We start from the raw sequence: 24,986 nt of genomic DNA, 5'->3' as shown, positions 1-24,986 counted from the left end.
ATTTAGATGCCCCCGGTTAGGTGAATGTTGCCTGCCGGGGATTAACTGAGAAAAAATGAAAAATAACATATCAGGAAAACACCTTATTGAAATAGGTTATTCCGAAGGAAAAATACTAGGCTTAGCTTTAGAAATCTTAAACGAAAATTTCTCAGAAATTGAAGAAAAAGAGCTGTTGGCCTTGTTTAAAAAAGTGAAAGATTATCCGGAAAGCTTTTTGTACGATCCAGTTTTAGATAAATTGGCAAAAGCCATGATTGAAGAGGCTAATTTAAAATCAGATGATACCATGAAGCTGAAAGAAGGTGTGACGGCCTATACCATTTTTGGGGAAAATTATATTGAAGAGGGAGCCCGAAATCAGATGGATATTGCCATGAAATTACCTGTAACTGCTGCCGGGGCACTAATGCCCGACGCACATCAAGGTTATGGCCTACCTATTGGTGGGGTGCTAGCCACCAGGAATGCGATCATCCCATATGGAGTAGGCGTAGACATCGGCTGCCGTATGGCCCTGAGTATTTTTGATATTCCAGAGGAACATTATTTGGCAAAGGAAGCCATGTATAAGCGAGAGCTGATTGCCTTTACCAAATTCGGTGCAGGACAAAATTTTAAAGGTAAGGAACGGGCAGATCATGCAGTTTTAGAAAATGAAGCTTTTAAAGCTACGCCATTTTTGAAAAACCTTCATGAAAAAGCCTGGGCACAGTTGGGTACCTCTGGTGGTGGAAATCACTTTGTTGAATGGGGAATCATAGAATTCGCAGTGAGGGATGAAGTATTGAATGTTGAAAAAGGCAGATATTTAGCACTACTTACACATTCGGGTTCTCGAGGCCTTGGCGCAACAATTGCCGGTCATTACACCAAAGTAGCCAAAGAGATCTGTAAGCTTCCTAAAGAGGCCATAAACCTGGCGTATTTGGATTTAAATACTGCTGAAGGCCAGGAGTACTGGATAGCCATGAATTTAGCTGGCGACTATGCTTCTGCCTGCCACGAGGTAATTCACAACAGGTTAACCCAGGCCATTGGTGCAAGGGTGCTGGCTAAAGTTGAAAATCACCATAACTTTGCCTGGAAAGAAGTATTAAACGGTGAAGAAGTAATCGTTCACCGAAAAGGTGCCACGCCTGCGGCTAAAGGGGTAATGGGAATTATCCCTGGAAGCATGACTGCCCCTGGATTTTTGGTAAGAGGCAAAGGTGAGGCAAGGGCTATTCATTCGGCCTCGCATGGTGCGGGTAGGCAAATGAGCAGAACAAAAGCCATTCAAAACATTACCCGATCAGAAATGAAAGCAATTTTAAAAGATCATGGTGTAACCTTAATCGGTGCGGGCTTAGATGAAGCACCCATGGCTTATAAAGACATCCATAAGGTGATGGCTGCGCAAACTGATCTGGTAGACGTTGTTGCCAAATTTGAGCCGAAAATGGTCAGAATGGCGGATGATGGAAGCCGGGAGGATTAGTTTCTTAGTCCTTAGTCTTCAGTCTTGAGTCTGGAGTCTGATTGTGAACACGGAAAAAGAGGCTGTATAATAAATGCAGTTCGAATCAGATCTGTCAAGTTGAGCTTGTCGAAACTCCCTAACGCTTAATGGGGGCCCTTCGGCAAGCTCAAGGATGACAATCGATTTTATGATACAGCCTCTCTTTTAATGCTATTTCAATTTCTCTAGTGCTACTTTAATTCTCGGCATCATATCTTTGATATCTTGTAGCGTACAGGCACCTACTGAAGCCCTGAACCAAGGCATGCTGTCTTCATTCCCAAAAGCAGATAAAGGTACTAATGCCACTCCAGCTTCTTTAATCAGGTAGAAGTTCACATCTGCACTATCCTTTAAAGTTTGTCCTTCAGGAGTGGTTTTACCAATGTAATCGATTTTAATCGTTAAATAGATTGCGCCCATAGGTTCAACTGCATCTACAGCGAAACCTGCAGATTTAAGCGACTGAAAGCCTTCATAAAGTGCTGATAAGCTGTCTTGTATTTTTGCTTTGAAGCTCGTTAAGAAACTATCCAATTCTGCATTATCGGCAAAGTATTTAGACATGGCTACTTGTTCAGCTTTTGGCGACCAGGCCCCCATGTGCCCAACAAGCGCTTTCATTTTATCGATTATGGCTGCCGGACCAAAGCCCCAGCCTACCCTCACTCCTGTTGCGGCTAAACATTTCGAACTTCCATCCACAAATACGGTGTAATCGCGCATTTCCGGACGTAAGCTTACCGGATTTACATGCTCCACTCCAAAAGTAAGCAACGAATAAATCTGATCGTACATCATGTACAACGGTTTTTCATCTGCTCCACGAGATTTATTCTCTTCTAAAACTGCATCACAAATCTCTGCTAATGATTCGGCTGTAAACATCGTACCCGTAGGGTTTAACGGAGAGCATAAAGCCAATAAGGTTGCCCCTTTTAAATGTGGTTTCAACTGTGCCGCTGTAGGCATGAAATTATGCTCAGCATCGGTATCTACCGCTATCACATTAGCCGATGTTAAATGACTGTAGTGATTGTTATTCCATGATGGAGCAGGAAACACAACAGTATCTCCCGCATCAATCAATGCTAAATAAGTAGCATAAATTAATGGACGCGAACCTCCGGCAACTAAAATCTCATTGTTTTTATATTCCAGGTTATAACGTTCCTTTAATACCTGAACTACCGTATCACGCAAAGGCAAAATACCATCTGCAGGTGGATAATTGGTTTGATTTTGGTTATATGCCTCTACAATACCTGCTTTTAAAGCCGTCGGGATTGGATAAATATTGGAATCAAAATCGCCAATGGTTAAATTCGCAATGGTTGCCCCCTTGCGTTTCATCTCATTTACCTCGTTACCGATTTTTATAATTTCTGAGCCAATTAATGAGTTGGCTAGTACTGAAACTTTCATATATGTATTTTGAATGCTGAATTCAGCAATTTTATAATGCTTTAATTATTTTTTGAAGTTCCTTAATATTAATATTACTTTCTTCAGACTAGTCATACATGGTCAGCATATTAATAACTGTTCCATCAGGATAGTTTGAAACTAAGTAAGTTACTATCCTGAAACCACCGCTTTTACCTTTTCCTCTACTCTTCACTGCAAGTCTGACTTTATAAAGCCCAGCTCCTAAATCATTTCCCTGCATGGGATTTTCTAAAAGATTTTGCTCCAGTTCATAAAGGTCTTCGACTAAAGAAAAGTGTTTCTTTTTATAGATTTTAGCTTTTCTAATAAAAACAGCAGAATAAATAATGCTATTGTGCATTAAATGTCCTTTAGACTTAAAGGCTTGCGCTTACCCTGCTGCATTTCTTTAATCTCTTTTAAGGCTTGCGCAATTTCTGAAGTAATCTGATTTGTTGGATCAGCTTTAACTTTAGCCCCAATCTTGCTTAGCAATTCTTTTACGAATCCAGCATCCTTATCTTCTATTTCTATAGTTAAAGTTGTCATAACTACAAAATTAATAAAATTTTACTTAACTAAATCTTCTATCGCCTTATTCACTTTTTCAAATCCAAACTGGTGTAATACCTGTTGCATTCCAGCCTGAATCTCCTCATTGCAAAGGTTGCCGATACTTCCTTCATGGGTATGGTGTATTTCACTTGATGGTGCAAAAGTACCATTCTCGATTTGTTCACCAACAATTTTGTAGGCCTCTCTAAAAGGCACTCCTTGCAAAGCTAAATCGTTTACCACTTCCACACTGAAAAGATAGTCGTACTTCTTATCTTTTAAAATATCGTCTTTAATGGTGATATTCTGGAACATGAAAGTAGCAATTTCCAAACACTCATTTAAAGAGGTGATAGCTGGGAAAAGGTTTTCCTTTAGCAACTGCAAATCACGGTGATATCCTGAAGGTAAATTGGTAATCATCATGGCAATTTCGTTGGGCAGCGCCTGTATTTTATTGCAACGTGAACGAATTAGCTCAAAAACATCAGGATTTTTTTTGTGCGGCATAATGCTCGATCCTGTGGTTAACTCAGGAGGAAAACTGATAAAACCAAAGTTTTGGTTAATGAATAAGCATACATCCATGGCCATTTTGGCCAGCGTTGCAGCAACAGCCGACATCGCCTGGGCTAAAATCCGTTCGGTTTTACCCCTACCCATTTGTGCATAAACCACATTGTAATTGAGACTTTCAAAACCGAGTAATTGGGTGGTTAACGTTCTGTTTAAAGGGAAAGATGAGCCATAACCTGCTGCCGATCCTAATGGATTTTTATTGGTTATTTTCCATGCGGCCAGCATCAGTTCCATATCGTCTGCAAGGCTTTCTGCATAAGCGCCGAACCAAAGTCCGAATGAAGATGGCATGGCGATTTGTAAATGTGTATAACCAGGCATTAACTTATCCTTATGGGTATTGCTGAGCTCGATAAGCTGGTTAAACAAAGTTGTGGTTTGCATCACCATATCTTCAATACAAGACCTGAAGAATAGCTTTAAATCCACCAAAACCTGATCATTACGGGAACGGCCACTGTGGATTTTCTTTCCTGCTTCGCCAATACGCTGTGTTAAAAGCCACTCTACTTGAGAGTGAACATCTTCAACACTTTTTTCAATGGTAAAGTTACCTGCTTCTATCTCTGCATAAATATTTTTAAGCTCCTGCTGAACTACTTTCAACTCCTCGGCAGTAAGCAGGTTAATGGTTTCCAGCATTTGTGTATGCGCCAGAGAGCCCAATACATCAAATTTTGCCATCTGTAAGTCCAGTTCACGATCTTTACCTACTGTAAAGTTCTCTACAAACTGATTTACGTCGATATTTTTTTGCCAAATTTTCATTTGAATTACGATTTTAGAGTTACGATTTACGATTCTGTTCGTTACGTCGCAAAGTTATAATTGATGCTACAATAATGGAAAGTAATTCATTTGCCTCTTTCCAATTTTGTTGTATAACATCTTTTTTGTCAGGATTAAATTCTTCCAGCAGCTCAAGAAAGAACATGCTCTCATCCAATTCTTCCTCAACAATTTTCAATTTATTGATAAAATCAGCAGTGGATTTTGCTCGACAAGCTGCCCTATAATTTGCTCCAACAGAACTAGAACATCTCACCAACTGATTTGAATAATTCTTGTTAATCACATTAAAGGGGAGCGCGATTATTAATTGACCAATCGAAACTGAATAGGCTTTAGTTCTTTGCTTTAAAATATCGCTATTCATAAATCGTACTTCGTCAATCTAAAATCTAAAATTCTATCACCGGCTTTAACATATTTACATACCCCTCAACACCTTCTGCAACTTCTCTAACGTATAAAAACTCGTCGGCCATATGCGAGCGACCCGAAAAACCGGGCCCTACCTTAACCGATGGGATATTTAATAGCGCTTGATCTGAAGTGGTTGGTGAACCATAAGTAGTTCTACCCAAAGCTACACCAGCCAATACCACCGGATGATCTTTATCTATTGATGAAGGCTTCAACCGGATTGATCGCGGCGTAACATCACAATCTACATTCGCGCGGATAATTTCCAAAACTTCTTCGTTGGTATAGGCATCCGTTACCCTAACATCTACAGTGAAGGTACAGTTAGCCGGAACAACATTGTGCTGAGAACCTGCATTGATAATGGTAACGGTCATTTTTAAGGGGCCAAAAACCTCCGATACCTTTGGAAACTGATAGTTTCTGAACCATTCAATATCCTTTAAAGCCTTATAAATCGCATTTTCGCCCTCTTCTCTCGCTGCATGTCCTGCCTTGCCATGAGATACACAATCCAACACCAATAAACCGCGTTCTGCGATAGCTAGATTCATTTCGGTTGGCTCGCCTACAATCCCGAATTCTAAGTCTCCCAGATCAGGGAGTACTAATTCTAAACCATTATTTCCAGATATTTCCTCTTCCGCCGTTGCGGCTAAACAGATATTATATTTTAAATTATCTGCCTCATAAAAATAAAGGAAGGTTCCAATTAAAGACACCAAACAACCACCGGCATCATTACTGCCCAATCCGAATAATTTATCACCTTCAATGGCAGCATCATAAGGATCGCGGGTATAGCCAGAGTTTGGTTTTACCGTGTCATGATGTGAATTTAACAGCAGTGTAGGTTTATTTGCATCGAAGTGCTTATTATAAGCCCAAACATTGTTCATCTTCCGATGTGTTTTTACTCCCCTTTCTTCCAGAAACTGTGCTATTAAATTAGCCGTTCTATCTTCTTCCTTACTGAAAGATTGAATTCTGATGAGTTGTCTCAATAAATCCAGACTTTCCTTTTGTATATTTTGTAGTAACATAGTATCAAGTAGTTAGTATCGAGTATCAAGACTGGTTGCATAAAGCAAATCCATCTTCAACTTTCTACCGTTTGTATTCATTGTCCGAGGATGTTTAGTTTGATGTTAATACCCATCTCATTCACCTTCCAGGACTCCAGACTTTTTCCTAACATTAAGAAGTTAAGGCAAGTTAAGTTCCACGTTCCATCCTCGCCTTAAACCCTACATCTTTAACCTCATTCAAATTCTCCTACCAAGACTCAAGACTTCCGACTCAAGACTTCCGACTTTTTCCTAACATTAAGAAGTTAAGGCAAGTTTCATCTCTATCCTAACTTCAAACCCTACACCTTTAACCTCATCCAAATTCACCTCCCAAGACTCAAGACTTCCGACTCAAGACTCCAGACTTTTTCCTAACATTAAGAAGTTAAGTTCCCGCTCCATCCTCGCCTTAAACCCTACATCCTTAACCTCATCCAAATTCACCTCCCAAGACTCAAGACTCAAGACTCAAGACTCATCAACCTTCCTTAGTATACAAATTCCCTGCTTTTAAGGCCGAGAGTTTAATTCCTTTGATTAGAGAAGAACTGAAACCGTTATGTTCCATTTCGTTTAACCCGGCAATGGTACAACCTTTCGGCGAAGTTACCTTATCTATTTCTGATTCTGGGTGTGTTCCGTGTAATAAAAGTAAGTCTGCCGCCCCTTTTGCCGTTTGAACAGCCATTTTTAACGCCTCATCTGCATGAAAACCAATTTCAACACCACCCTGAGAAGCCGCTCTGATTGCCCTTAAAAAGAAAGCGATACCGCAGGCACATAAGGCTGTTGCCGAGGTCATTAAATCTTCATTAATCTTAACCACCGATCCTACGGTTTCAAACATCCTTGTTACATCTGCAATGTTTTGAGCTGATGCATTATCGCTTGCCATGCAAGTCATGGATTGGCCAATGGCAATGGCGGTATTTGGCATTACGCGGATAACTTCCACAGTATCACCTAATTTTTCACGAACAGCTGCACAGCTTACACCAGAAATCACAGAAATTACCAAATGTTTAGCCGGATCAATTACAGGTTTAATTTCATCTAATACAGTGTTTAACTGTTGCGGTAAAACGGCAAGAATAACCACTTCTGCATCAATAACAGCTTGTTTATTTTGGTTACTCACCTTAAAACCAGCAGCTGCAAATGATTGTAAATGATCAATATTTCTCCGGGTAAGGGTAATATCTCCTGCCTGAGCGAAATCAGCTTTAACTAATCCTTTTGCTAAAGACAAGCCTATGTTCCCACTTCCTATGATGGCTATTTTTTTTGTCATGATTATAATTTGGTTATACTACTTTGTTAATTGCTAAAATTTCAATCTGTTTTATCAACATATGAAAAGCAATGGCTGTACTATTAGGTTCCTGTAGTCCTGCTATCCACTACAAGTTTTATTTCCCCTTGCGCTGCCCTGGCAAATAAAAGCTTTCCACTGCTATCAGGTTTATGGAGCACAGGCAGTACCCATTCATCTCCGCCCTAAAACCTTACGTCCAAAACCTATTTGAGCATCTTAGTGCCAAAATTACCCGTTGAAAGCTCATTTAATTCATCGGCCTTGCCAATGTAAACAGCAGCAACACCTTTTTTTATAGCTTCAAAAGCATTGTGCAATTTCGGGATCATTCCCCCTGCTACCGTTCCATCTGCCTTCAATCCTTCAAATTCATCAGCTTTGATTTCTCGCACAACAGAATCTTCATTATTTATATCTCTTAAAACACCCTTTTTCTCAAAGCAATATACCAATTGGGTATCGTATAAGCTTGACATGGCTACTGCAACCGAAGAAGCAATAGTATCAGCATTGGTATTAAGCAGTTGCGAATCACCATCATGTGTAATGGCGCATAAAACGGGTACTAAACCCGCTTTAAGTAATGCACCTAATGTTGTTATGGATACAGATGCTTCATTTAAATCACCTACAAAACCGTAATCTATTGCTGTTCCGGTTCTTTTGGTAGCCTTAATTACATTACCATCTGCACCACTTAAGCCGATAGCATTGCTGCCCTTGGCTTGCAGTTGGGCAACCATATTTTTATTGATGAGCCCGGCATAAACCATGGTTACGATTCTTAAGGTTTCGATATCGGTAATCCGTCGGCCATCTACCATTTTGGCTTCAATTCCTAAAGACTCGCTCAATTCGGTTGCAATTTTCCCTCCTCCGTGAACCAGGATTTTATTTCCTGGTAGCGCAGTAAAATCTTCTAAAAACCGGTGAAGATTCTCTGAATTATCGATTACGTTACCGCCTATTTTTATTATGGTAAGTTTTTCCATGATTGAGTTATGAGTTGCGTGTTGTACGTTAAAGGTCTAATGCCTTAACCATTACACGAGACGTATTTGAGTTATAAAAAGTTAAACCGCTAAGCTACAAATTATGGGTTACGTGTTTGGGTGCCCTGCCCCATAACATGCAACCCAAAACGGGTAACAATTTAAAGTTCTTCCAGCATCGCTTTAATCACTGCCTGTGCAGCCCATAAGCGATTTCCAGCTTCATGAATGACTAATGAATTGGGTCCATCTAAAATTTCAGAAGAAAGTTCTAAATCGCGACGAACAGGTAGGCAGTGCATCACTTTGGCATCATTGGTAAATTTAAGCTTTTCGTTGTTCATCATCCATCCATCAGGATAGGTTAAAACTTTACCATACTCTTTATAACTACTCCAGTTTTTAACATAAACATAATCAGCACCAGCTAAAGCTTCTTCCAAATTATATTGAATGTTTGCTCCAGGAGTAAATTCGTCTGCCAATTCATAACCTTCAGGTTGTGCAATGGTAAAATCTACCATTCCCTCAGCTTGTGCTTTGCACATCCACTCTGCAAAAGAGTTCGGAACGGCTTGTGGTAATGCCTTAACATGCGGAGCCCAGGCCAAAACTACTTTAGGCTTTGCACCATCAGGTTTCTTGGTCCAGGTTTCGTGAATGGTAATAATATCTGCAAAACTTTGCAAGGGGTGACGGGTTGCACTTTCCAAACTCACTACCGGAACCGCGCAATATTTCACAAACTTGTTGAAGAAATCTTCACTGTAATCCTCTTCACGGTTGTTTAATTTCGGGAATGAACGTAAACCCAAAATATCGCAATATTGCCCCATAACGGCCGCAGCCTCACGGATATGCTCTACGGTAGTGCCATTCATTACTACACCATCTTGTGTTTCCAGTGCCCAGCCTTCTTTATCCAGATTCATCACCATCACATTCATCCCTAAGTTTAAAGCTGCTTTCTGTGTGCTTAAACGAGTACGCAAACTGGGGTTCATAAATACCAATCCAAGGGTTTTATTTTTCCCTAGATCCTGGTGTGCATACGGATTTGCCTTCAGTGCTAAGGCATCTGTTACAAATTGTTTGATGCTTGGTACATCGTGTACGGAAGTGAAAAGTTTCATCTTTTTAAGCTTAAAGATTAAGGCTTAAGGCTGAAAGCTTTTTGCAAAATTCGCAAGCAAATTGCTAGCCCAAACACTAATCTAATTATCGTCGTAAACGTTTAAGCAAGCCTATTAGCATTGCCTTAACTTAATTTGTTTTATTATTTATTTCAAGATACTTCTCTTCATCTAAGTATCTTAAATCTTTTGCTAGTAAGCAAGCGTATTCAGCTTCATAACAAGAGCCTGATGCCATGCCCAGAAAACGGGAAAATCTAATTCAGTCCTTCTTCCCGCACCTTTTACAATATTTAATGGCACCGGGTACACGGCCCTTTTAACATGGCTATACAAATCGTATTTCTCTGACGAAGGGAACATTGGAAGTATATCCGAATATATAAACAGCACCATTTCATGTGCCTTCTTCCATACTTCTAATTTTTGATAATCTCTCATTTTCATTTAGCTTAAATAGTAAAGCAGAAAGACAGAAATCTTTCCATTGAAAATAGGGATACTTCTAAATTAGTTCTTATTCATCATTTTAGCTAATTATAATTTACTTTAAGCACTATTTTTTCGACACCACCTTCGCTTAGTCTTTGTGCTTTAAGCTTTGGAATCTTAATTAATTAATTTCCCAAACGCTTCCAAAAATTCATCAGCATGTGCCTTCGTTAAATTCAATGCAGGCAACAAACGGATTACATTGGGTTTAGCTTCGCCCGTAAAAATATGGTGTGTAAACAATAGCTCCTTTTTAACATGAGCCAGTTCTGCCGGCAGTTCGATTCCTATCATTAATCCACGGCCACGAACTTCTATAACCTGCTTAAATTTCTTTAATTCTGCAATCAGGTAGTTTCCAACTTCTTCGGCATTTTTCATCAGGTTATCCTGATCCATGATTTCTAATACCGCCAAAGCAGCAGCACAAGCCAAATGGTTACCACCAAAAGTAGTCCCCAGCTCGCCATGCCAAGCCTTAAATTTAGGTGCAATTGAAATGCCTGCTACCGGAAATCCATTGCCCATTCCTTTTGCCATGGTATATACATCAGCTTCAACCCCTGCATAATCATGAGAGTAAAACAAGCCTGTACGGCCATAGCCACATTGAACACTATCGGCAATATAAACCGCATTGTATTCATCGCAAAGCGAACGGATCTTTTGCAAGAAACTTTTTGAAGCCTCTTTAATTCCGCCCACCCCTTGAATGCCTTCAATAATAACCGCAGCGATTTCATTCCCTTGCGCTTTAAATGTTTCTTCTAAAGCCACCTCGTTATTATGTGGTAAGAAGATCACATTTTCCGTTTGGTTAACCGGCGCTACAATTTTAGGATTATCGGTCACTGCAACAGCTAAAGAAGTACGCCCGTGGAAAGCACCTGTAAATGCCACCACTTTCTTTCTTCCGTTGTAAAAAGAAGCCAGTTTCAAAGCATTTTCATTCGCTTCTGCGCCAGAATTGCAAAGAAACAATTGATAATCCTTTTTACCAGAAACTTCTCCTAGTTTTTCAGCAAGCTGAACCTGCAAAGGAATTTTTACCGAATTGGAGTAAAAACCAACTTTACTTAACTGCTCGGTTAGTCGCTTTACATAATGCGGGTGGGTGTGACCAATGGAAATTACAGCATGACCACCGTATAAATCCAAATATTTCTGTTCGTTAGCATCCCAAACATTACTGCCAGATGCTTTTGTTATTTCTATATCGTTAAGAGGGTAAACGTCGAATAAATTCATAATCTGAGGTGTGAGGTTTGAGGTGGAGGGTTTAAGGTTTAACCCCTCCACTTCTCAAAAATTTTAAAAATGAAATTAGCATTGCTCTAACTTCGTTAATTGAATGGTTAACCTTCAAATAATCATCTTCATTTATGTATTGCAATTCTAATGCACATAAACAACAATAATCAATTTCATTGGTGGAACCTAATGCAGTATCTAAAAAATGAGCGAAATCTTTATCTGTAAATCGCCCACAACCTTCTACTATATTTAAAGGAATCGACAAGGAGGCTCGCGTAAGCTGGGAGGTTAACTCGAATCTTTCTTCTTTTGGAAATTGTACTGCAATCACTTTCTTAATGAACATATTTAGTTCATGCGATTTTTTCCAAACGTCAAGCTTTTTATAATCTCTCATATGCTCCTTACGCCTTAAACCTTATACCTTTAACCAATTTAAAAGTTCGCAGCCTTCAACCTCAATCCCGCTGTTTCATCAAGGCCAAACATCAGGTTCATATTTTGAACCGCTTGTCCGCTGGCGCCTTTTAAAAGGTTATCGATAATACTGATGACAAACAACTTATCGCCGTGTTTCTCGAGGTGGATTAGGGCCTTATTGGTATTTACAACCTGTTTTAAATCGATGTTTTTCCGGCTTACGTGGGTAAAAGGGTGAGCGCTGTAATATTGCTCGTAAATCTCTTGTGCTTCTTCCAGGCTTAAATCAGACTCCAGATACATTGCGGCCAAAATACCTCTGGTAAAGGCTCCACGTTGAGGAATAAAGCTTAGTGGAGCAGATAATTCGGGTTGTAACTGCACTAAACTCTCGCCAATTTCATTTAAGTGCTGGTGTTCAAAAGCTTTATATACCGAAAGGTTATTGTTTCTCCAGCTAAAGTGCGAAGTAGCAGATAAACTTTGCCCAGCACCAGTTGAACCTGTAGTTGCATTGATATGCACCTCATTGTTTATCAGCCCTTTTGCTGCCAATGGCAATAATCCCAATTGAACACAAGTTGCGAAACAACCTGGATTAGCAATATTTTTAGCTGATTTTATGTTATCTCTGTTTAATTCAGGAAGCCCGTAAACGAATTGACGATCATCGATTGACGAATTACGGTTTAACCTGAAATCTTGAGATAGATCGATGATTTTGATGTTATCATTAATTGGATTTGCGGTCAGAAATTTCCTGGCATCTCCGTGTCCAACACACAAAAACAATACATCAATATCTTGTGGAATGTCGTTAACAAATCTTAAATCGGTATCGCCGATTAAATCTGTATGCACATCAGAAATTAAGTTTCCGGCATTGCTGGTACTGTTTACGAAAGCGATTTCAACATTTGGGTGGTTAACCAAAATGCGTAACATTTCGCCTCCTGTATATCCTGCGCCACCTATTATTCCTGCTTTTATTTTATTCATTACTTAAGGTTTAGGGTTTAGGGTGTAAGGTGTAAGGCTAGGCGCAATGACCTTAAACCTTACACCTTTTACCTTATGCCTCGTTATTTACTTTATGCCAAATCATTACCTGGTTACCGAAGATTTTAGAGAAACCTTTAACGTCTTCACCAGACCAGGCGTTGTTCATTTCACCGTAGCTACCAAATTTATTGCTCATTAAATCGTGGTTAGATTCAATTCCAATAATGTGGAATCGGTATGGCAACAATTCAATAAACACTTTACCGCTTACTACTTTTTGCGTATCGGTTAAAAATGCCTCGATATTCCGCATAATCGGATCGTGGAATTGGCCTTCATGCAACCAGTTGCCATAGAATGAAGACAATTGTTCTTTCCAGCTCAGCTGCCATTTCGTTAAAGTGTGTTTTTCTAAGGTATGGTGTGCCTTAATAATGATGATTGGTCCGGCAGCTTCAAAACCTACGCGACCTTTAATACCGATGATGGTATCACCAACGTGAATATCTCTACCGATACCGAAAGGTTGAGCAATAGCCTGTAGCTTTTGGATCGCTCTAACTGGTGCCAATTTTTCACCATCAATTGCCACTAACTCTCCTTTTTCGAAAGTTAATTCGATTTTACGCGAAGCTGTTTCAGTAACCTGAGTTGGCCATGCAGATTCAGGTAAGGTATCATGAGAGGTTAAAGTTTCCTTTCCACCTACAGATGTACCCCATAAACCCTTATTAATTGAATATTGTGCTTTTTCTGCGCTATATTCAACACCGTGCTCTTTTAAATATTCTATTTCCGCTTCGCGGGATAATTTCAGATCTCTGATTGGGGTAATGATTTCAACTTCCGGAATTAAGATATTAAAAATCATATCAAAACGTACCTGGTCATTACCGGCACCCGTACTGCCGTGTGCTACGTAATCAGCTCCAATTTTCTTTACATAGTTTGCAATAGCAGTAGCCTGACTAACACGTTCAGCACTTACAGAAAGTGGGTAAGTAGCATTTTTAAGTACATTGCCGAAAATCAAATACTTGATACAATCTTCGTAGTAATCTTCAGTTTCATCTACTACAGCATGAGACACAACACCTAAAGCGTAAGCTCTTTTCTCGATTTCCTGTAATTCTTCATCAGAAAAGCCACCAGTATTCACAATTACTGAGTGCACCTCAAGACCACGATCCTGAGCCAAGTAAATACAACAAAATGAGGTATCTAAACCTCCGCTAAAAGCTAAAACAACTTTTTTCTTCATGCTATTTATTAAATAAGAATGTAAATAAAAATAAAATGGCCTTCAATCCCGATTTAGGTTTGGGCTTTACTACCAAGCGTTGCTTAATGCGCATAAAACGCTCATATAATTTAGGTTTCTTTTGCAGTTCTTCAGCAAATCTCTTTGCAGCCTCATGTTTTTGAGTTGCCGGATCATAGAGCATGGCTGTACACATGCAGTTCTTGCGCTCCTTCATCTTTAAAATCTCGAAGTTGACACAGCTTTGGCAACCTTTCCAAAATTCTTCATCCTGAGTCAATTCAGAATAAGTTACGGGTTCATAGCCCAAATCAGAATTGATTTTCATTACTGCCAAACCTGTTGTTAAACCAAAAATCTTGGCTTTAGGATATAATGCTCTCGAAAGCTCGAAAATCTTTTCTTTGATGGCATGAGCGAGACCAGCCTTACGGAATTCCGGAGACACGATGAGTCCCGAATTGGCCACAAATTGCCCATGGCTCCATGTTTCGATATAGCAGAATCCTGCCCAGGTACCGTCTACGTGGAACGCAATTACAGCTTTGCCTTCTTGCATTTTATTGGCAACATATTCTGGTGAACGCTTAGCGATACCAGTGCCACGTGCTTTCGCAGATTCGGCCATCTCGGTTACGATCTGTTCAGCAAATACACGATGTTCAGGGAGTGCAACCTGTACAATAAATTCGTTAATATCCATTAAATTTCTAACGAAAAAATATAAGTATTCTTGTTAATTGGGTTTTTAGAGAGGATCAATTCCTCGTATCGCTTAGTATAGGGTACTAAATGCGTGGAGTAAAATTTTGCCGGTTCATGGGGTAGTGAAATACAGCTTCGTAACGATTAATAAACGTACTTTTTTCTACAACAAGTGATGTTGCAGAAGCAGAATGTTTATGTAAAAAATTTTTAATCATTTCTAGCGTATTAAAACGGCTTTAACTCTATTGAGGTGCAAAGGTTTAAATAATAATTGAGTTCCACAATATTTTTTAACTTTTTTACGAAATTTATGTGAAATAAAAGACATAAAACGATCATTCCCTTACATAAAATCGAAAAAGGGATTGATGGACGGTGGACTGAACAGCGGGGCGGCCTCCCATTTTACATCAACAATCTTACATATAATGGTAGAGGGAAAAATGGACGATGGACTGAATAGCGGGGCGGCTTTTCCATTTTCCATTAAACCATTTTACATATAAAGAAAGGGGTTGTAATGGACGATGGACTGAACAGCGGAGCGGCCTTCCCATTTTACATCAACAATCTTACATATAATGGAAGAGGGAAAAATGGACGATGAACTAAATAGCGGGGCGGCTTTTCCATTTTCCATTAAACCATTTTACATTAGGATGGAATAGGGAAAAATGGACGATGGACTGAACAGCGGGGCGGGTTTCCATTTTACATCAAACCATCTTACATTTTATTTAAGCGGCACTAACGGACGATGGGAATGTGCAAATCATCAAATAAAAGCCATTTTTAACATCAATTAACAAGTTTTAACACTCTCAATTGCTATTTAAAGTTAATATTTGCATTTGAAACCGTGTTATTTAATTAAAAGGTTCCATCATTAGATAAATTGTTAATCATCAAACACTAATTATGAAAAATTCTACGCTGAAAAATTTTAAATTCCTGTCCTTAACTTTAATGTTTCTTATTACGCTTAGCGCATGTAAAAAGGATGAAGTAAGTACAACCATTTCTTACCTGAGAACTGTTAACGCCTCTCCAACCCTGGCCACATATAATATTTATTTAAATGGAAGTGTTATTAATTCTGCTGCCATTCCTTACGCAGGTTCAGTAGCTTATACCGCACGCGAGGCAGGATCTTACAGCCTGAAATTTACAACGGCCAGTTCTACCGAAAATTTGTTAACCAAAACTGTTTCCCTATCACCGAACATGTATCAGTCGTTTTTCTTAATCAATAAGGGTACTTCTTTAGATGGATTAACAGTTAGCGATGATCTTAGTGTTCCTGCTACTGATAAAGCTTACATCAGATTTATCAACCTATCGCCAGATGCACCGGCAATGGATTTAATTAAAAACGGAGCCACTACAGCATTATTCACCAACAAAACATATAAAACAGCCACTGCATTTGTACAAGTAGATGCAGGCTCATACACGCTGGATGCTAAAGAAACATCGGGAGGAGCGGTTAAAGCATCGTTAACAGGCTTCACCTTTGTTGCCGGCTATCACTACGATGTTATTTATGGTGGATTGGTTACTCCGGCAGATGATACTCAGCGCCCTGTTAATCTACAAGCGGTTACAATCAAATAATTGAGGGTTAAACCTGATATAATAAAACCATAAATTTGGATTGCCATGCATCATACCGCTAATCACAGACATTCCTAAAACGGAAAAGTGATGCCGTCCCCCCAACCATACAAAAGTAAGTGTTAGTAAACCTGGGATAACTTCCGATGCACGGCAATCCATGTTTTGTTTCTCCAAAAATACCACACCAACTACAATCGATTGAAGCAAATTACTTCAGGAAGCACCTTCTTGAAGGTTTTTAGGTGCTTAACTCCTTCCTTTGTTAAAAAGCAAGTCTTGCTTAGGGCATTCTAAAAGTCGTCATTCTCTCCATCAATTAACACTCATCTGCTGTAGGTTAATTTTGACCTCACCAAAATACCATTCCAGCCATTAATACTTTTGTTTTAATATCGCCTGTAGAATTTATTTCATTTAACAAAGAATTAATCGTTTTAGCTTGAAATAGCTAATCATTAAAATTTAACGTATTATTATTTAGATTAATTAAAAATAATTTGGATTATTAGAATTTGCTCCGTTATTTTGCCGCTACTTAGAATTAATCCAAATAAAAATTTAATATGCTTAAAATCAAACCCTTTTGTTTAACGATTATCCTCTCTTTTATCGTTTTATTTTCCTATGCACAGCAGTTGGGGACCATAAAAGGTAAGGTAACTACATCTGACGGAAAATCTGCTCCCTATATTTCTGTTGGCTTAAAGGGAAAAGGCTTAGGCAATATGACGAATGAAAAGGGTTTTTTTGAAATCCAGCGGGTTAAACCAGGCTCTTACACTGTACGTGTATCAGGTGTAGGGATCGAGAATATTGAAAAAAATATAACGGTAGTTGCGGGTGAAGATAAAATAGTAGACTTTGTTATCAGTCAAAATGCCAATCAATTAAATGAAGTGAACATTAGCCAGGGCAGAGTAAATAAATATGCTGCTAAAAAGAGCGAGTTTGTCTCTAAAATGCCATTGAATAATTTAGAGAATCCACAAGTTTACACCACCATCACTAAAGAAACCTTAAATGATCAACTGGTATTTTCTGTAGATGACGCAACCAGAAACGCAACGGGTATTCAAAAAATGTGGGATGCAACATCTCGTGGTGGCGATGGCGGTGCTTATTATGCATCTAGAGGTTTTATTGTTCAGGCTAAACTACGAAATGGACTTGCAGGATTGGTAACCAGTCGTAATGATGCCGCTAATTTAGAAAGCGTAGAAGTAATTAAAGGTCCTTCTGCTACCCTATTCGGAAGTACCCTTACTTCTTATGGGGGCTTAATTAATCGCATAACCAAAAAGCCTTTTGAAGGAATTGGCGGAGAAGTAAGCTATGCAACAGGCAGCTATGATTTAAATCGGGTAACAACAGATTTTAATTTCCCTGTTGATAAAAACAATAAAATTTACGCCCGCTTAAATGCTTCTTACAACTACAGAGGCTCTTTCCAGGAAAATGTTTACGATAGAGGCTTTTTTCTTGCACCCAGTTTATCTTATAAAGTAAACGATAAATTAGACTTTACTTTCGATGCCGAAATTGCTAATGGTACCAACACTTTAAAACCTTTTGTTTTCTTTTACTTCCCTGTTGCCCAATTGGGTTTTGACAGAGCCGATCAGGCTGGAATTGATTACAACAAATCATTTATCGGTGATGGCATTAAGCAAAATTATAAGAGCACCAACTTCTTCGGGCAAGCCAATTATAAATTTAACGAAAACTGGTCGTCACATACCAGCGTATCCTCAAGCTATAGCTTTTCTAACGGCCGTGGTTCTTATTTCTTTTTGGTTCCAAATAGCGTCCTCAATCCAGGTGCAGCTCCCGGAGCAGATTATCTTTCAAGAGCAGACCAATCTACAGATAACAGCAAAGTTTACACCTACGAAATACAACAAAACTTTAACGGCACTTTTCATATAGGCTCGGTTAAAAACAGAATTGTTTTAGGATTGGATTATTTACGCCAAAATTCTGATCAGTTGTTCTATTCTATCGACACATTCGATTTAACCAATAAAAATGGCCAAGATGCTAACTATAATGATTTTAACGAAACCAATTTAGCTGCTTTTTATTCCAGACTTGCAAACGATCCCAGTGTGGTTTTCAGATATCCTTACAACTTCAAAACGAATACCTACAGTGCTTACGCATCAGATGTGATCAACTTAACTGAAAGATTAATTGCGCTTGCAGCATTAAGGGTGGATAGGTACGATAACAAAGGGAACTCTGATCGTGCAGGTTCGGCACCAACGGGAGCCTACAAGCAAACCGCTTTCTCTCCTAAATTCGGGTTAGTTTACCAACCTATTAAAGATCAATTATCATTATTTGCCAACTACCAAAACGGCTTTAATAATGTTAATGGAATCGATTATCAAGGAAATACCTTTAAGCCAGAGCAGGCCAACCAAATGGAAGGCGGAGTTAAAATGAATGCTTTTGGTAATAAACTAACCGGGTCTGTTTCTTATTACTACATCAAAGTAAAAGACATTGTTAGGGGCTATAATGGCGACCCGTCAAATCCAAATGCACAGATTCAGGATGGAAATAAAATTAGTAAAGGTATTGAAGCTGAAATTATCGCCAATCCGATTAACGGTTTAAATGTGATTGCAGGTTTTGCCTACAATGATAACCGCTTAGAAAATGCATCTCCAGATGTAGAAGGTAGAAGAGATGCCTACTCAGCAGCGCCCTACTCGGCTAATTTATGGATCAGCTATAAATTCAATACAGGTTCTCTGAGAGGTTTTGGATTAGGTGCTGGTGGAAATTACGCAAGCGACAACAAAATTGTAAATAGTGTAAGCCAGGGCGTTTTCATTTTACCTGCTTATGAAATATTTAATGCATCGGTATTTTATGACCACCATAGCTTTAGAATTGGGGCAAAAGTAGACAATATTACTAATGAAAAATATTGGACAGGCTATAGTACAATGAACCCTCAGGACATAAGAACATTTACAGGCAGCATATCTTACAAATTTTAATATCTCATCCCCAGTTTTGGATCAGATCAGAGCTGGGGTCATTTTAACCTTAAAACTAAAAACAATGAAAACGAAAATCTCCTTACTCGCCCTATTTCTGGTCTTCAGTATTTCCAGTGCTTTTGCACACGCCTTATGGATTGAAACAGCCTCCACCGGGAAAAAAGGCCAGGCACAAGAGGTAAAAATCTTCTTCGGAGAATATGAATCTAACGAGCCTGATTCTGCAGCCAAATGGTTTAGCAACTTAAAAGAATTTAGTCTGGTATTAACAACTCCAAATGGCACAACTAAAATTTTAACGGCTACTCCTGATGTGCATTTCTTTAAAACCAGTTTCACGCCAGATCAAAACGGGACTTATAAACTTTCTATCGTTCATGAAGTGAGAGATATTTACGAGAAGGCCAAAATTGAATATTATGCTTTTGCTGATGTTGCTGTTGGAACGGCTAAAGTAAATACCACCTATCCGGCTACGGCTGCATTAACCATCAGACCAGAAAAGCAAGGCTTAAAAGTTGGCGAAACTTCCAGTCATCAATTAATTTACAATAATGCACCCTTTGCCAAACAGAAGCTAACGATTGTAAATCCAGCCAGAAAAGCAGAATCGACTGAAACCGATGCTACCGGTAAATTTGTTTTTAAACCTGCCGAACAAGGAAATTACTTTTTCGAAGCCTTTACAGAAGATAAAACTCCGGGAAAACTAAATGGCAAAGACTATGAAAAAGTTTGGCATTTGGTAACCTATACTACCCAGGTAAAGTAGAAAATTTAAGCATACCACTGCACAACCAATTGATTTGTAAGAGGATCAATTGGTTATTTTATTAAATATAGCTTTAATGGCGCTAAAAAAACAAATCAAAAAAAAACCTGCTAAATCGCGGATCAGGAGAATCAGCGATTGGTTACACCTGTGGCTAGGCATTGCCTCCGGCCTCATTGTTTTCCACTTAGGGATAACGGGGTGTATCTTCGCCTTTCAAAAAGAAATCACGGAATTTATCCATCGAAAAGAGGTTTTTATTGAAGTACCAGCCAACCGCCAAACGCTACCCTTAAGTACTTTAAAAGCAAACGCGGAAAAAGCTTTAGGGGGAAAGAAAAAAATCAGTTTCATCTCTACTTACCAAACACCAGATCGCGCCTGGGAATTTGGCACCTACAAAGCTGGAGATCCCAAAGCTTTTTGGTACTTCGATTCGATAGACTACTATGATTTGGTGCTGATTAATCCCTACACCGGGAAAGTCACCTTAGTTGCCGATCACAAATACGAGTTCTTTGCCATCATTAAAATGCTTCATTGGAGCTTTCTGATCAATCATCCAATAGGCCAGCAAATTATTGGCTGGGCAACATTCATTTTCGTTTTTCTGCTCATTTCAGGTATTGTAATGTGGTGGCCAAAAAATCTGAAGAAATCAAACTTTGAAAAGAGTTTCAAAGTGAAATGGAAAGCCAAATTTAAACGGGTAAATTACGATCTACACAATGTTTTGGGCTTTTACGTCATGACTATTTGCCTGATGCTTGCCTTAACCGGTTTGGTTTGGGCCTTTCAATGGTTTCAGGCTACGGTTTATGTGGTAGCCGCCAGAAGCATTACACCTCCTGCCCAGGTCGATGTAAAGTCTGATTCAACCAAAACCATTACAGCCATTCCCTTTGATGTTGCCTTTGAACAAGCCAAAAAAGAGTTTAAAGGAGCTGATCGTATTGGAATGTCTCCTGCAGAAGGTGGAACAGCTACCATTTACGCTACAGGCTACCGCGGAGATGAAACCTATTGGAATTATGACATGATCCAATTTGACCAATATACCGGCAAATTACTTCAGCGAAGAAATCAATCAGAAAAGAATGCTGGAGAGGTCGTAGTCGGGATGAACTATGATATCCATGTTGGCGCAATCTTAGGTTTACCAGGAAAAATTCTTGCATTTTTTGCAAGCTTCATTGCTGCAAGCTTACCCATAACCGGATTTATCATTTGGTGGGGAAAAAAGAAGAAAAAGAAAAATCCCGCAGCAGCGGAAAATTAAAAACAAAGTAATAAATCAATATAAAATGAAAATTTTAACCCTAATCTTAGTCCTTACAGGTATGGCTACTGTTGGTGCCCATGCTCAAAATAAACTGGAGCAAGACAGACAAGCGATAAAAGCCCTGGCTGGTTTTTATAAAGTTAACTTCAATTATGCCGAAGTGACCGCACCAGATACTGCATACAAATTTAGTAAGCCCTACAAAAGCCATGCAAATGAATGGGCAGAAATCATTGTCGATGAACCTAAAAGAATCGTTATCCAGCACATGCTGGCCATAGATGACAGTACCGTAATTAAACACTGGCGCCAGGACTGGACTTATGAGGATACCGATTTGATGCTTTATACGCAGGACAATGCCTGGAAAAAAGCTAAAGTAAGCCCGGCAGATGTAAAAGGCAAATGGACGCAGAAAGTTTATCAGGTAGATGATAGCCCACGTTATCAAGGTTACGGCACATGGAGTCACGTAGGTGGCCGTGATGCCTGGCAGAGTGAAACCGATTCTCCTCTACCTAGAAGAGAGTCTACTACCCGCAATGATTATAACGTATTAAATCGCGGTAGCAGAATTAACATTACCAAAGAGGGCTGGATGTTTGAACAGGACAATAAAAAGGTGATACGTACGGCTAATGGGGATAAGCTTCTAGCCGTTGAAAAAGGTTATGAGGAGTTCAGCAAAATTGCACCTGAAAAATTCGCATTCGCACAAAAATGGTGGGCTAGCCAGGAAAAGTATTGGGCAGATGTTCGCGCTGTATGGGCAGATATCCTTGCAAATAACAGCAACCTAAAAGTTCAGACTAAAACCAATGGCAAATTACTTTATGAAGTACTTTTCGCATTAGGCTACCAGTCGGTTAAAGAAAAATGGACTACAGCACAAAATCAAGAAAAGGTTAAAGCAGGTCTTCAACCGTATTTGGTAAAATAAAGATCGTTAGTTAAATAGGAGATGGTTAGTTGCGAAAGGAGCTGACCATTTTTTTTATCACCCATGGTCTGTGGCTCACAGACCAGTAAACTTTCGAGTGTTATTAAATTAGCGAACTCACAATTGCAGTTTAATTATACTAACCACCCCCTGCCCCTCCTTGAAAAAAGGAGGGGAGCTAGATTATGATATCATTCTTCAAAACTCATTTTGTTTTAGTGTAAAACACTATATTAGATTCTTGACCATGAAAAAACTCATTTTAATACTCCTCCTGCTACCGGCATTTTGTGTTGCTCAAGATTCAATATACGTTCGCGAAACCATCAATACCTTAACTTCAAAGGCACTTTGGGGTAGAGGGTACACGAGGGATGGAATGAAAAAAGCCGGAGCGTTTATAGCTTCAGAATATCAAAAAATAGGCTTAAAACCCATGGGCAGTAGTTACCTACAAACTTTCAACTTCCCTGTGAATACATTTCCGGGCAAGATGAGCGTAGAATTAAATGGCAAAAAGTTAATCCCCGGTAAAGACTTTATTGTTAACAATGAAAGTACAGGATTAAAAGGCAAATTCACATTAAGCAAAACAGACACTTTAAATTACGAAAGTAATCAAGGCCTTAAAGTAACATTGAAAGATAAACTCACCTGGTCTGTAGCTACCGAAACCACCCCCAATCTTACTATTCAGCTCAATAAAAAATCTTTTAATTACATTCCGAAAGATATCAAAACAGATATTGAAAACCAGTTCGTCCCTAATTTTCAAGCCGCCAACATTTGTGGTTTTGTTAAAGGAACACGGAAACCCGATTCACTGTTAATCATTACCGCCCATTATGATCACTTGGGTGGCATGGGCAGCGAAACTTACTTCCCCGGAGCCAATGATAACGCTGCAGGAGTGGCTACACTTTTAAGTCTGGCAAAATATTACGCGGCCAATCCTCAACCCTATTCCATAGGTTTTATCTGCTTTGCTGCAGAAGAAGCAGGGTTAATAGGATCGCATTACTTTACAGAAAACCCATTAATTCCACTTTCCAATATCAAGTTTCTATTAAACCTGGATTTAGTAGGAACGGGAGCATCAGGTATGACAGTTGTTAACGCCAGTGTTTACCCTAAAGCCTTTGCACAGCTTAATGAACTGAACAATGCACATCAATATATCATTAAAATAAATCCGAGGGGTAAGGCCGCCAATAGCGACCATTATTTCTTTACCGAAAAAGGGGTTCCGGCCTTCTTTATTTATACCCAGGGAGGTCCTTCCGCCTACCATGATATTTTTGATCAGCCAGAAAGCCTTCCTTTAACCGAATACAATGATCTGTTTAAATTGATAGTTGGCTTCAATCAAAAGCAAATGGAATGATGCTTAAGCGCCTTCTGACAAGAACAAATCGGCGAGAAGCTGATAAGATTTAATCCGGTCTTCAAAATGCTCGGTAATCGTTACCGCCATTAATTCATTTACATCATAATCATCTGCAAGTTGGGTTAACCGATCTTTAATTACTTCCGGGGTACCGTAAATCATTCGGGGTTTATTGGCTTTAATCCGTTCCTGTTCGGCAAAATTATAGCTGATATCCTTAATATCATCGTAACCCGTGGAAGTTAATCCCCCACCCTTTTCCAGTTGCAAAAACCGATAACTCATTAAGGCCTCCTGTTGCATCACCTTTTCTTCATCTTCAGAACAGAAAACAAAGAGGGCAACATTTTCTTCAGGTGCTACCAAATCAACCGAAGGTTTGAAGTGATCACGATAATATTGAACAGCCTGTGGGCCGCCATGTGGATTGATAAAATGGGCGAAAGAAAAACCCATTCCAAAATGGGCTGCAAATAAAGCGCTTTGACCGCTACTGCTTAATAGCCATTGAGTAGGAACGGTTTCGGCAATTGGAATGGCTTTTATTTTGGCCTGAATGCCACCATCAGAAGTATCATGAAGGTAATGTTGTAACTGAAGCAATTGTTCCGCAAAATCCTGCTCACTCCAGTTGTTTGATGGATTAAGCATTGAAGCAGTAATGCGATCTGTTCCCGGTGCTCTGCCCATGCCTAAATCAATACGTCCGGGATGTAAAACTTCCAATAAACGGAAACTCTCGGCAACCTTTAAGGCGCTGTGGTTGGGCAACATAATCCCCCCAGAACCAATACGCAAGGTTTGGGTATGATTGGCCAGGTGGGCTATAAGTACTTCGGGTGTGGAGCCTGCTAAACTGGTTGTATTATGATGTTCAGAAACCCAAAACCGATGGTATCCCAATCGTTCTGCCTCCTGAGCCAATAGCGTTGTTTCTTCAATCGCCCTGCGGGCATTTACCCCCTTACGTACGGGCGATTGATCTAATACGCTTAATTTTATCTTTTTACTCATCATCTGCTAACAAATTTATGAGCCTTGAGATTAAAACTTATACCGGT

General features: G+C 39.3%; 22 protein-coding genes and 1 pseudogene. 7 read left to right on the top strand and 16 right to left on the bottom strand.

Going from position 1 to position 24,986, the window contains the following annotated elements; translation table 11 throughout:
• Nucleotides 1-55: 55 nt before the first annotated feature.
• Nucleotides 56-1,480, top strand: coding sequence for an RtcB family protein (locus BMX11_RS13325; protein WP_090885093.1), 1,425 nt, complete (start codon nucleotides 56-58; stop codon nucleotides 1,478-1,480).
• A gap of 192 nt (nucleotides 1,481-1,672) precedes the next feature.
• Here the strand turns inward: BMX11_RS13325 and BMX11_RS13320 are convergent, their stop codons facing one another.
• The 15 genes and pseudogenes from BMX11_RS13320 to BMX11_RS13245 form a co-directional block, all read right to left on the bottom strand.
• The gene (locus BMX11_RS13320; RefSeq protein WP_090885092.1) at nucleotides 1,673-2,926 is read right to left on the bottom strand and encodes a pyridoxal phosphate-dependent aminotransferase; all 1,254 of its coding nucleotides are present in this window, start codon (nucleotides 2,924-2,926) and stop codon (nucleotides 1,673-1,675) included.
• An 88-nt stretch (nucleotides 2,927-3,014) separates the two neighbouring features.
• On the bottom strand, nucleotides 3,015-3,290 hold the full coding sequence (locus BMX11_RS13315) for a type II toxin-antitoxin system RelE/ParE family toxin (protein ID WP_090885091.1): 276 nt from the start codon (nucleotides 3,288-3,290) through the stop codon (nucleotides 3,015-3,017).
• The gene (locus BMX11_RS13310; protein WP_090885089.1) at nucleotides 3,290-3,478 is read right to left on the bottom strand and encodes a hypothetical protein; all 189 of its coding nucleotides are present in this window, start codon (nucleotides 3,476-3,478) and stop codon (nucleotides 3,290-3,292) included. The genes BMX11_RS13315 and BMX11_RS13310 overlap by 1 nt, the downstream gene beginning before the upstream one ends.
• Before the next feature lie 21 nt (nucleotides 3,479-3,499).
• The gene (argH, locus tag BMX11_RS13305; RefSeq protein WP_090885088.1) at nucleotides 3,500-4,831 is read right to left on the bottom strand and encodes an argininosuccinate lyase; all 1,332 of its coding nucleotides are present in this window, start codon (nucleotides 4,829-4,831) and stop codon (nucleotides 3,500-3,502) included.
• A gap of 19 nt (nucleotides 4,832-4,850) precedes the next feature.
• Complete coding sequence (locus BMX11_RS13300; protein ID WP_090885087.1) at nucleotides 4,851-5,219, bottom strand: four helix bundle protein; 369 nt, start codon at nucleotides 5,217-5,219, stop codon at nucleotides 4,851-4,853.
• A gap of 25 nt (nucleotides 5,220-5,244) precedes the next feature.
• Complete coding sequence (locus BMX11_RS13295; protein ID WP_090885081.1) at nucleotides 5,245-6,312, bottom strand: M20 family metallo-hydrolase; 1,068 nt, start codon at nucleotides 6,310-6,312, stop codon at nucleotides 5,245-5,247.
• A gap of 505 nt (nucleotides 6,313-6,817) precedes the next feature.
• Entirely contained in the window at nucleotides 6,818-7,630 is an 813-nt protein-coding gene (proC, locus tag BMX11_RS13290) for a pyrroline-5-carboxylate reductase (protein WP_090885079.1), read from the bottom strand.
• 227 nt (nucleotides 7,631-7,857) lie between these two features.
• A complete protein-coding gene (gene argB, locus BMX11_RS13285; RefSeq protein ID WP_090885077.1) occupies nucleotides 7,858-8,646 on the bottom strand; it encodes an acetylglutamate kinase in 789 nt (262 codons plus the stop codon).
• 161 nt (nucleotides 8,647-8,807) lie between these two features.
• Nucleotides 8,808-9,779, bottom strand: coding sequence for a Rossmann-fold NAD(P)-binding domain-containing protein (locus BMX11_RS13280; protein WP_090885074.1), 972 nt, complete (start codon nucleotides 9,777-9,779; stop codon nucleotides 8,808-8,810).
• A 130-nt stretch (nucleotides 9,780-9,909) separates the two neighbouring features.
• A pseudogene (locus BMX11_RS13270) lies at nucleotides 9,910-10,175 on the bottom strand (four helix bundle protein).
• A gap of 213 nt (nucleotides 10,176-10,388) precedes the next feature.
• On the bottom strand, nucleotides 10,389-11,519 hold the full coding sequence (locus BMX11_RS13265) for an aspartate aminotransferase family protein (RefSeq protein WP_090885068.1): 1,131 nt from the start codon (nucleotides 11,517-11,519) through the stop codon (nucleotides 10,389-10,391).
• A 31-nt stretch (nucleotides 11,520-11,550) separates the two neighbouring features.
• Entirely contained in the window at nucleotides 11,551-11,922 is a 372-nt protein-coding gene (locus tag BMX11_RS13260) for a four helix bundle protein (protein WP_090885067.1), read from the bottom strand.
• A 38-nt stretch (nucleotides 11,923-11,960) separates the two neighbouring features.
• Nucleotides 11,961-12,944, bottom strand: a complete 984-nt coding sequence (argC, locus tag BMX11_RS13255; RefSeq protein ID WP_090885059.1) for an N-acetyl-gamma-glutamyl-phosphate reductase — start codon at nucleotides 12,942-12,944, stop codon at nucleotides 11,961-11,963.
• Between the two features lie 73 nt (nucleotides 12,945-13,017).
• On the bottom strand, nucleotides 13,018-14,208 hold the full coding sequence (argG, locus tag BMX11_RS13250; RefSeq protein ID WP_090885057.1) for an argininosuccinate synthase: 1,191 nt from the start codon (nucleotides 14,206-14,208) through the stop codon (nucleotides 13,018-13,020).
• Nucleotide 14,209: 1 nt separating this feature from the next.
• Entirely contained in the window at nucleotides 14,210-14,911 is a 702-nt protein-coding gene (locus BMX11_RS13245; RefSeq protein ID WP_090885055.1) for an N-acetyltransferase, read from the bottom strand.
• 923 nt (nucleotides 14,912-15,834) lie between these two features.
• On the opposite strand from BMX11_RS13245, the gene BMX11_RS13240 reads away from it, so the two are divergent.
• The 6 genes from BMX11_RS13240 (at nucleotide 15,835) to BMX11_RS13215 (ending at nucleotide 23,922) form a co-directional block, all read left to right on the top strand.
• Nucleotides 15,835-16,530 carry a DUF4397 domain-containing protein gene (locus BMX11_RS13240; RefSeq protein ID WP_090885053.1) on the top strand — a complete coding sequence of 232 codons (696 nt, stop codon included), beginning with the start codon at nucleotides 15,835-15,837 and terminating at the stop codon, nucleotides 16,528-16,530.
• Nucleotides 16,531-17,096: 566 nt separating this feature from the next.
• On the top strand, nucleotides 17,097-19,541 hold the full coding sequence (locus BMX11_RS13235; protein WP_090885051.1) for a TonB-dependent receptor: 2,445 nt from the start codon (nucleotides 17,097-17,099) through the stop codon (nucleotides 19,539-19,541).
• A 64-nt stretch (nucleotides 19,542-19,605) separates the two neighbouring features.
• Nucleotides 19,606-20,316: a DUF4198 domain-containing protein gene (locus BMX11_RS13230; RefSeq protein ID WP_139180188.1), complete on the top strand. Its 711-nt coding sequence runs from the start codon at nucleotides 19,606-19,608 to the stop codon at nucleotides 20,314-20,316.
• Between the two features lie 76 nt (nucleotides 20,317-20,392).
• Nucleotides 20,393-21,595 (top strand): PepSY-associated TM helix domain-containing protein, encoded by a 1,203-nt coding sequence (locus BMX11_RS13225; RefSeq protein WP_090885046.1) that lies wholly within the window; start codon nucleotides 20,393-20,395, stop codon nucleotides 21,593-21,595.
• A gap of 25 nt (nucleotides 21,596-21,620) precedes the next feature.
• Nucleotides 21,621-22,538 carry a DUF6607 family protein gene (locus BMX11_RS13220; RefSeq protein WP_139180187.1) on the top strand — a complete coding sequence of 306 codons (918 nt, stop codon included), beginning with the start codon at nucleotides 21,621-21,623 and terminating at the stop codon, nucleotides 22,536-22,538.
• Nucleotides 22,539-22,785: 247 nt separating this feature from the next.
• Nucleotides 22,786-23,922, top strand: coding sequence for a M28 family metallopeptidase (locus tag BMX11_RS13215; protein ID WP_090885042.1), 1,137 nt, complete (start codon nucleotides 22,786-22,788; stop codon nucleotides 23,920-23,922).
• A gap of 3 nt (nucleotides 23,923-23,925) precedes the next feature.
• Here the strand turns inward: BMX11_RS13215 and BMX11_RS13210 are convergent, their stop codons facing one another.
• The gene (locus BMX11_RS13210) at nucleotides 23,926-24,942 is read right to left on the bottom strand and encodes an LLM class flavin-dependent oxidoreductase (RefSeq protein WP_090885040.1); all 1,017 of its coding nucleotides are present in this window, start codon (nucleotides 24,940-24,942) and stop codon (nucleotides 23,926-23,928) included.
• Nucleotides 24,943-24,986 lie beyond the last annotated feature (44 nt).

This window comes from Pedobacter rhizosphaerae, from assembly GCF_900111155.1.
GTDB lineage: Bacteria > Bacteroidota > Bacteroidia > Sphingobacteriales > Sphingobacteriaceae > Pedobacter > Pedobacter rhizosphaerae.
Note: the sequence above shows the minus strand (reverse complement) of the source record. Positions and strands in the feature narration are given on the sequence as shown.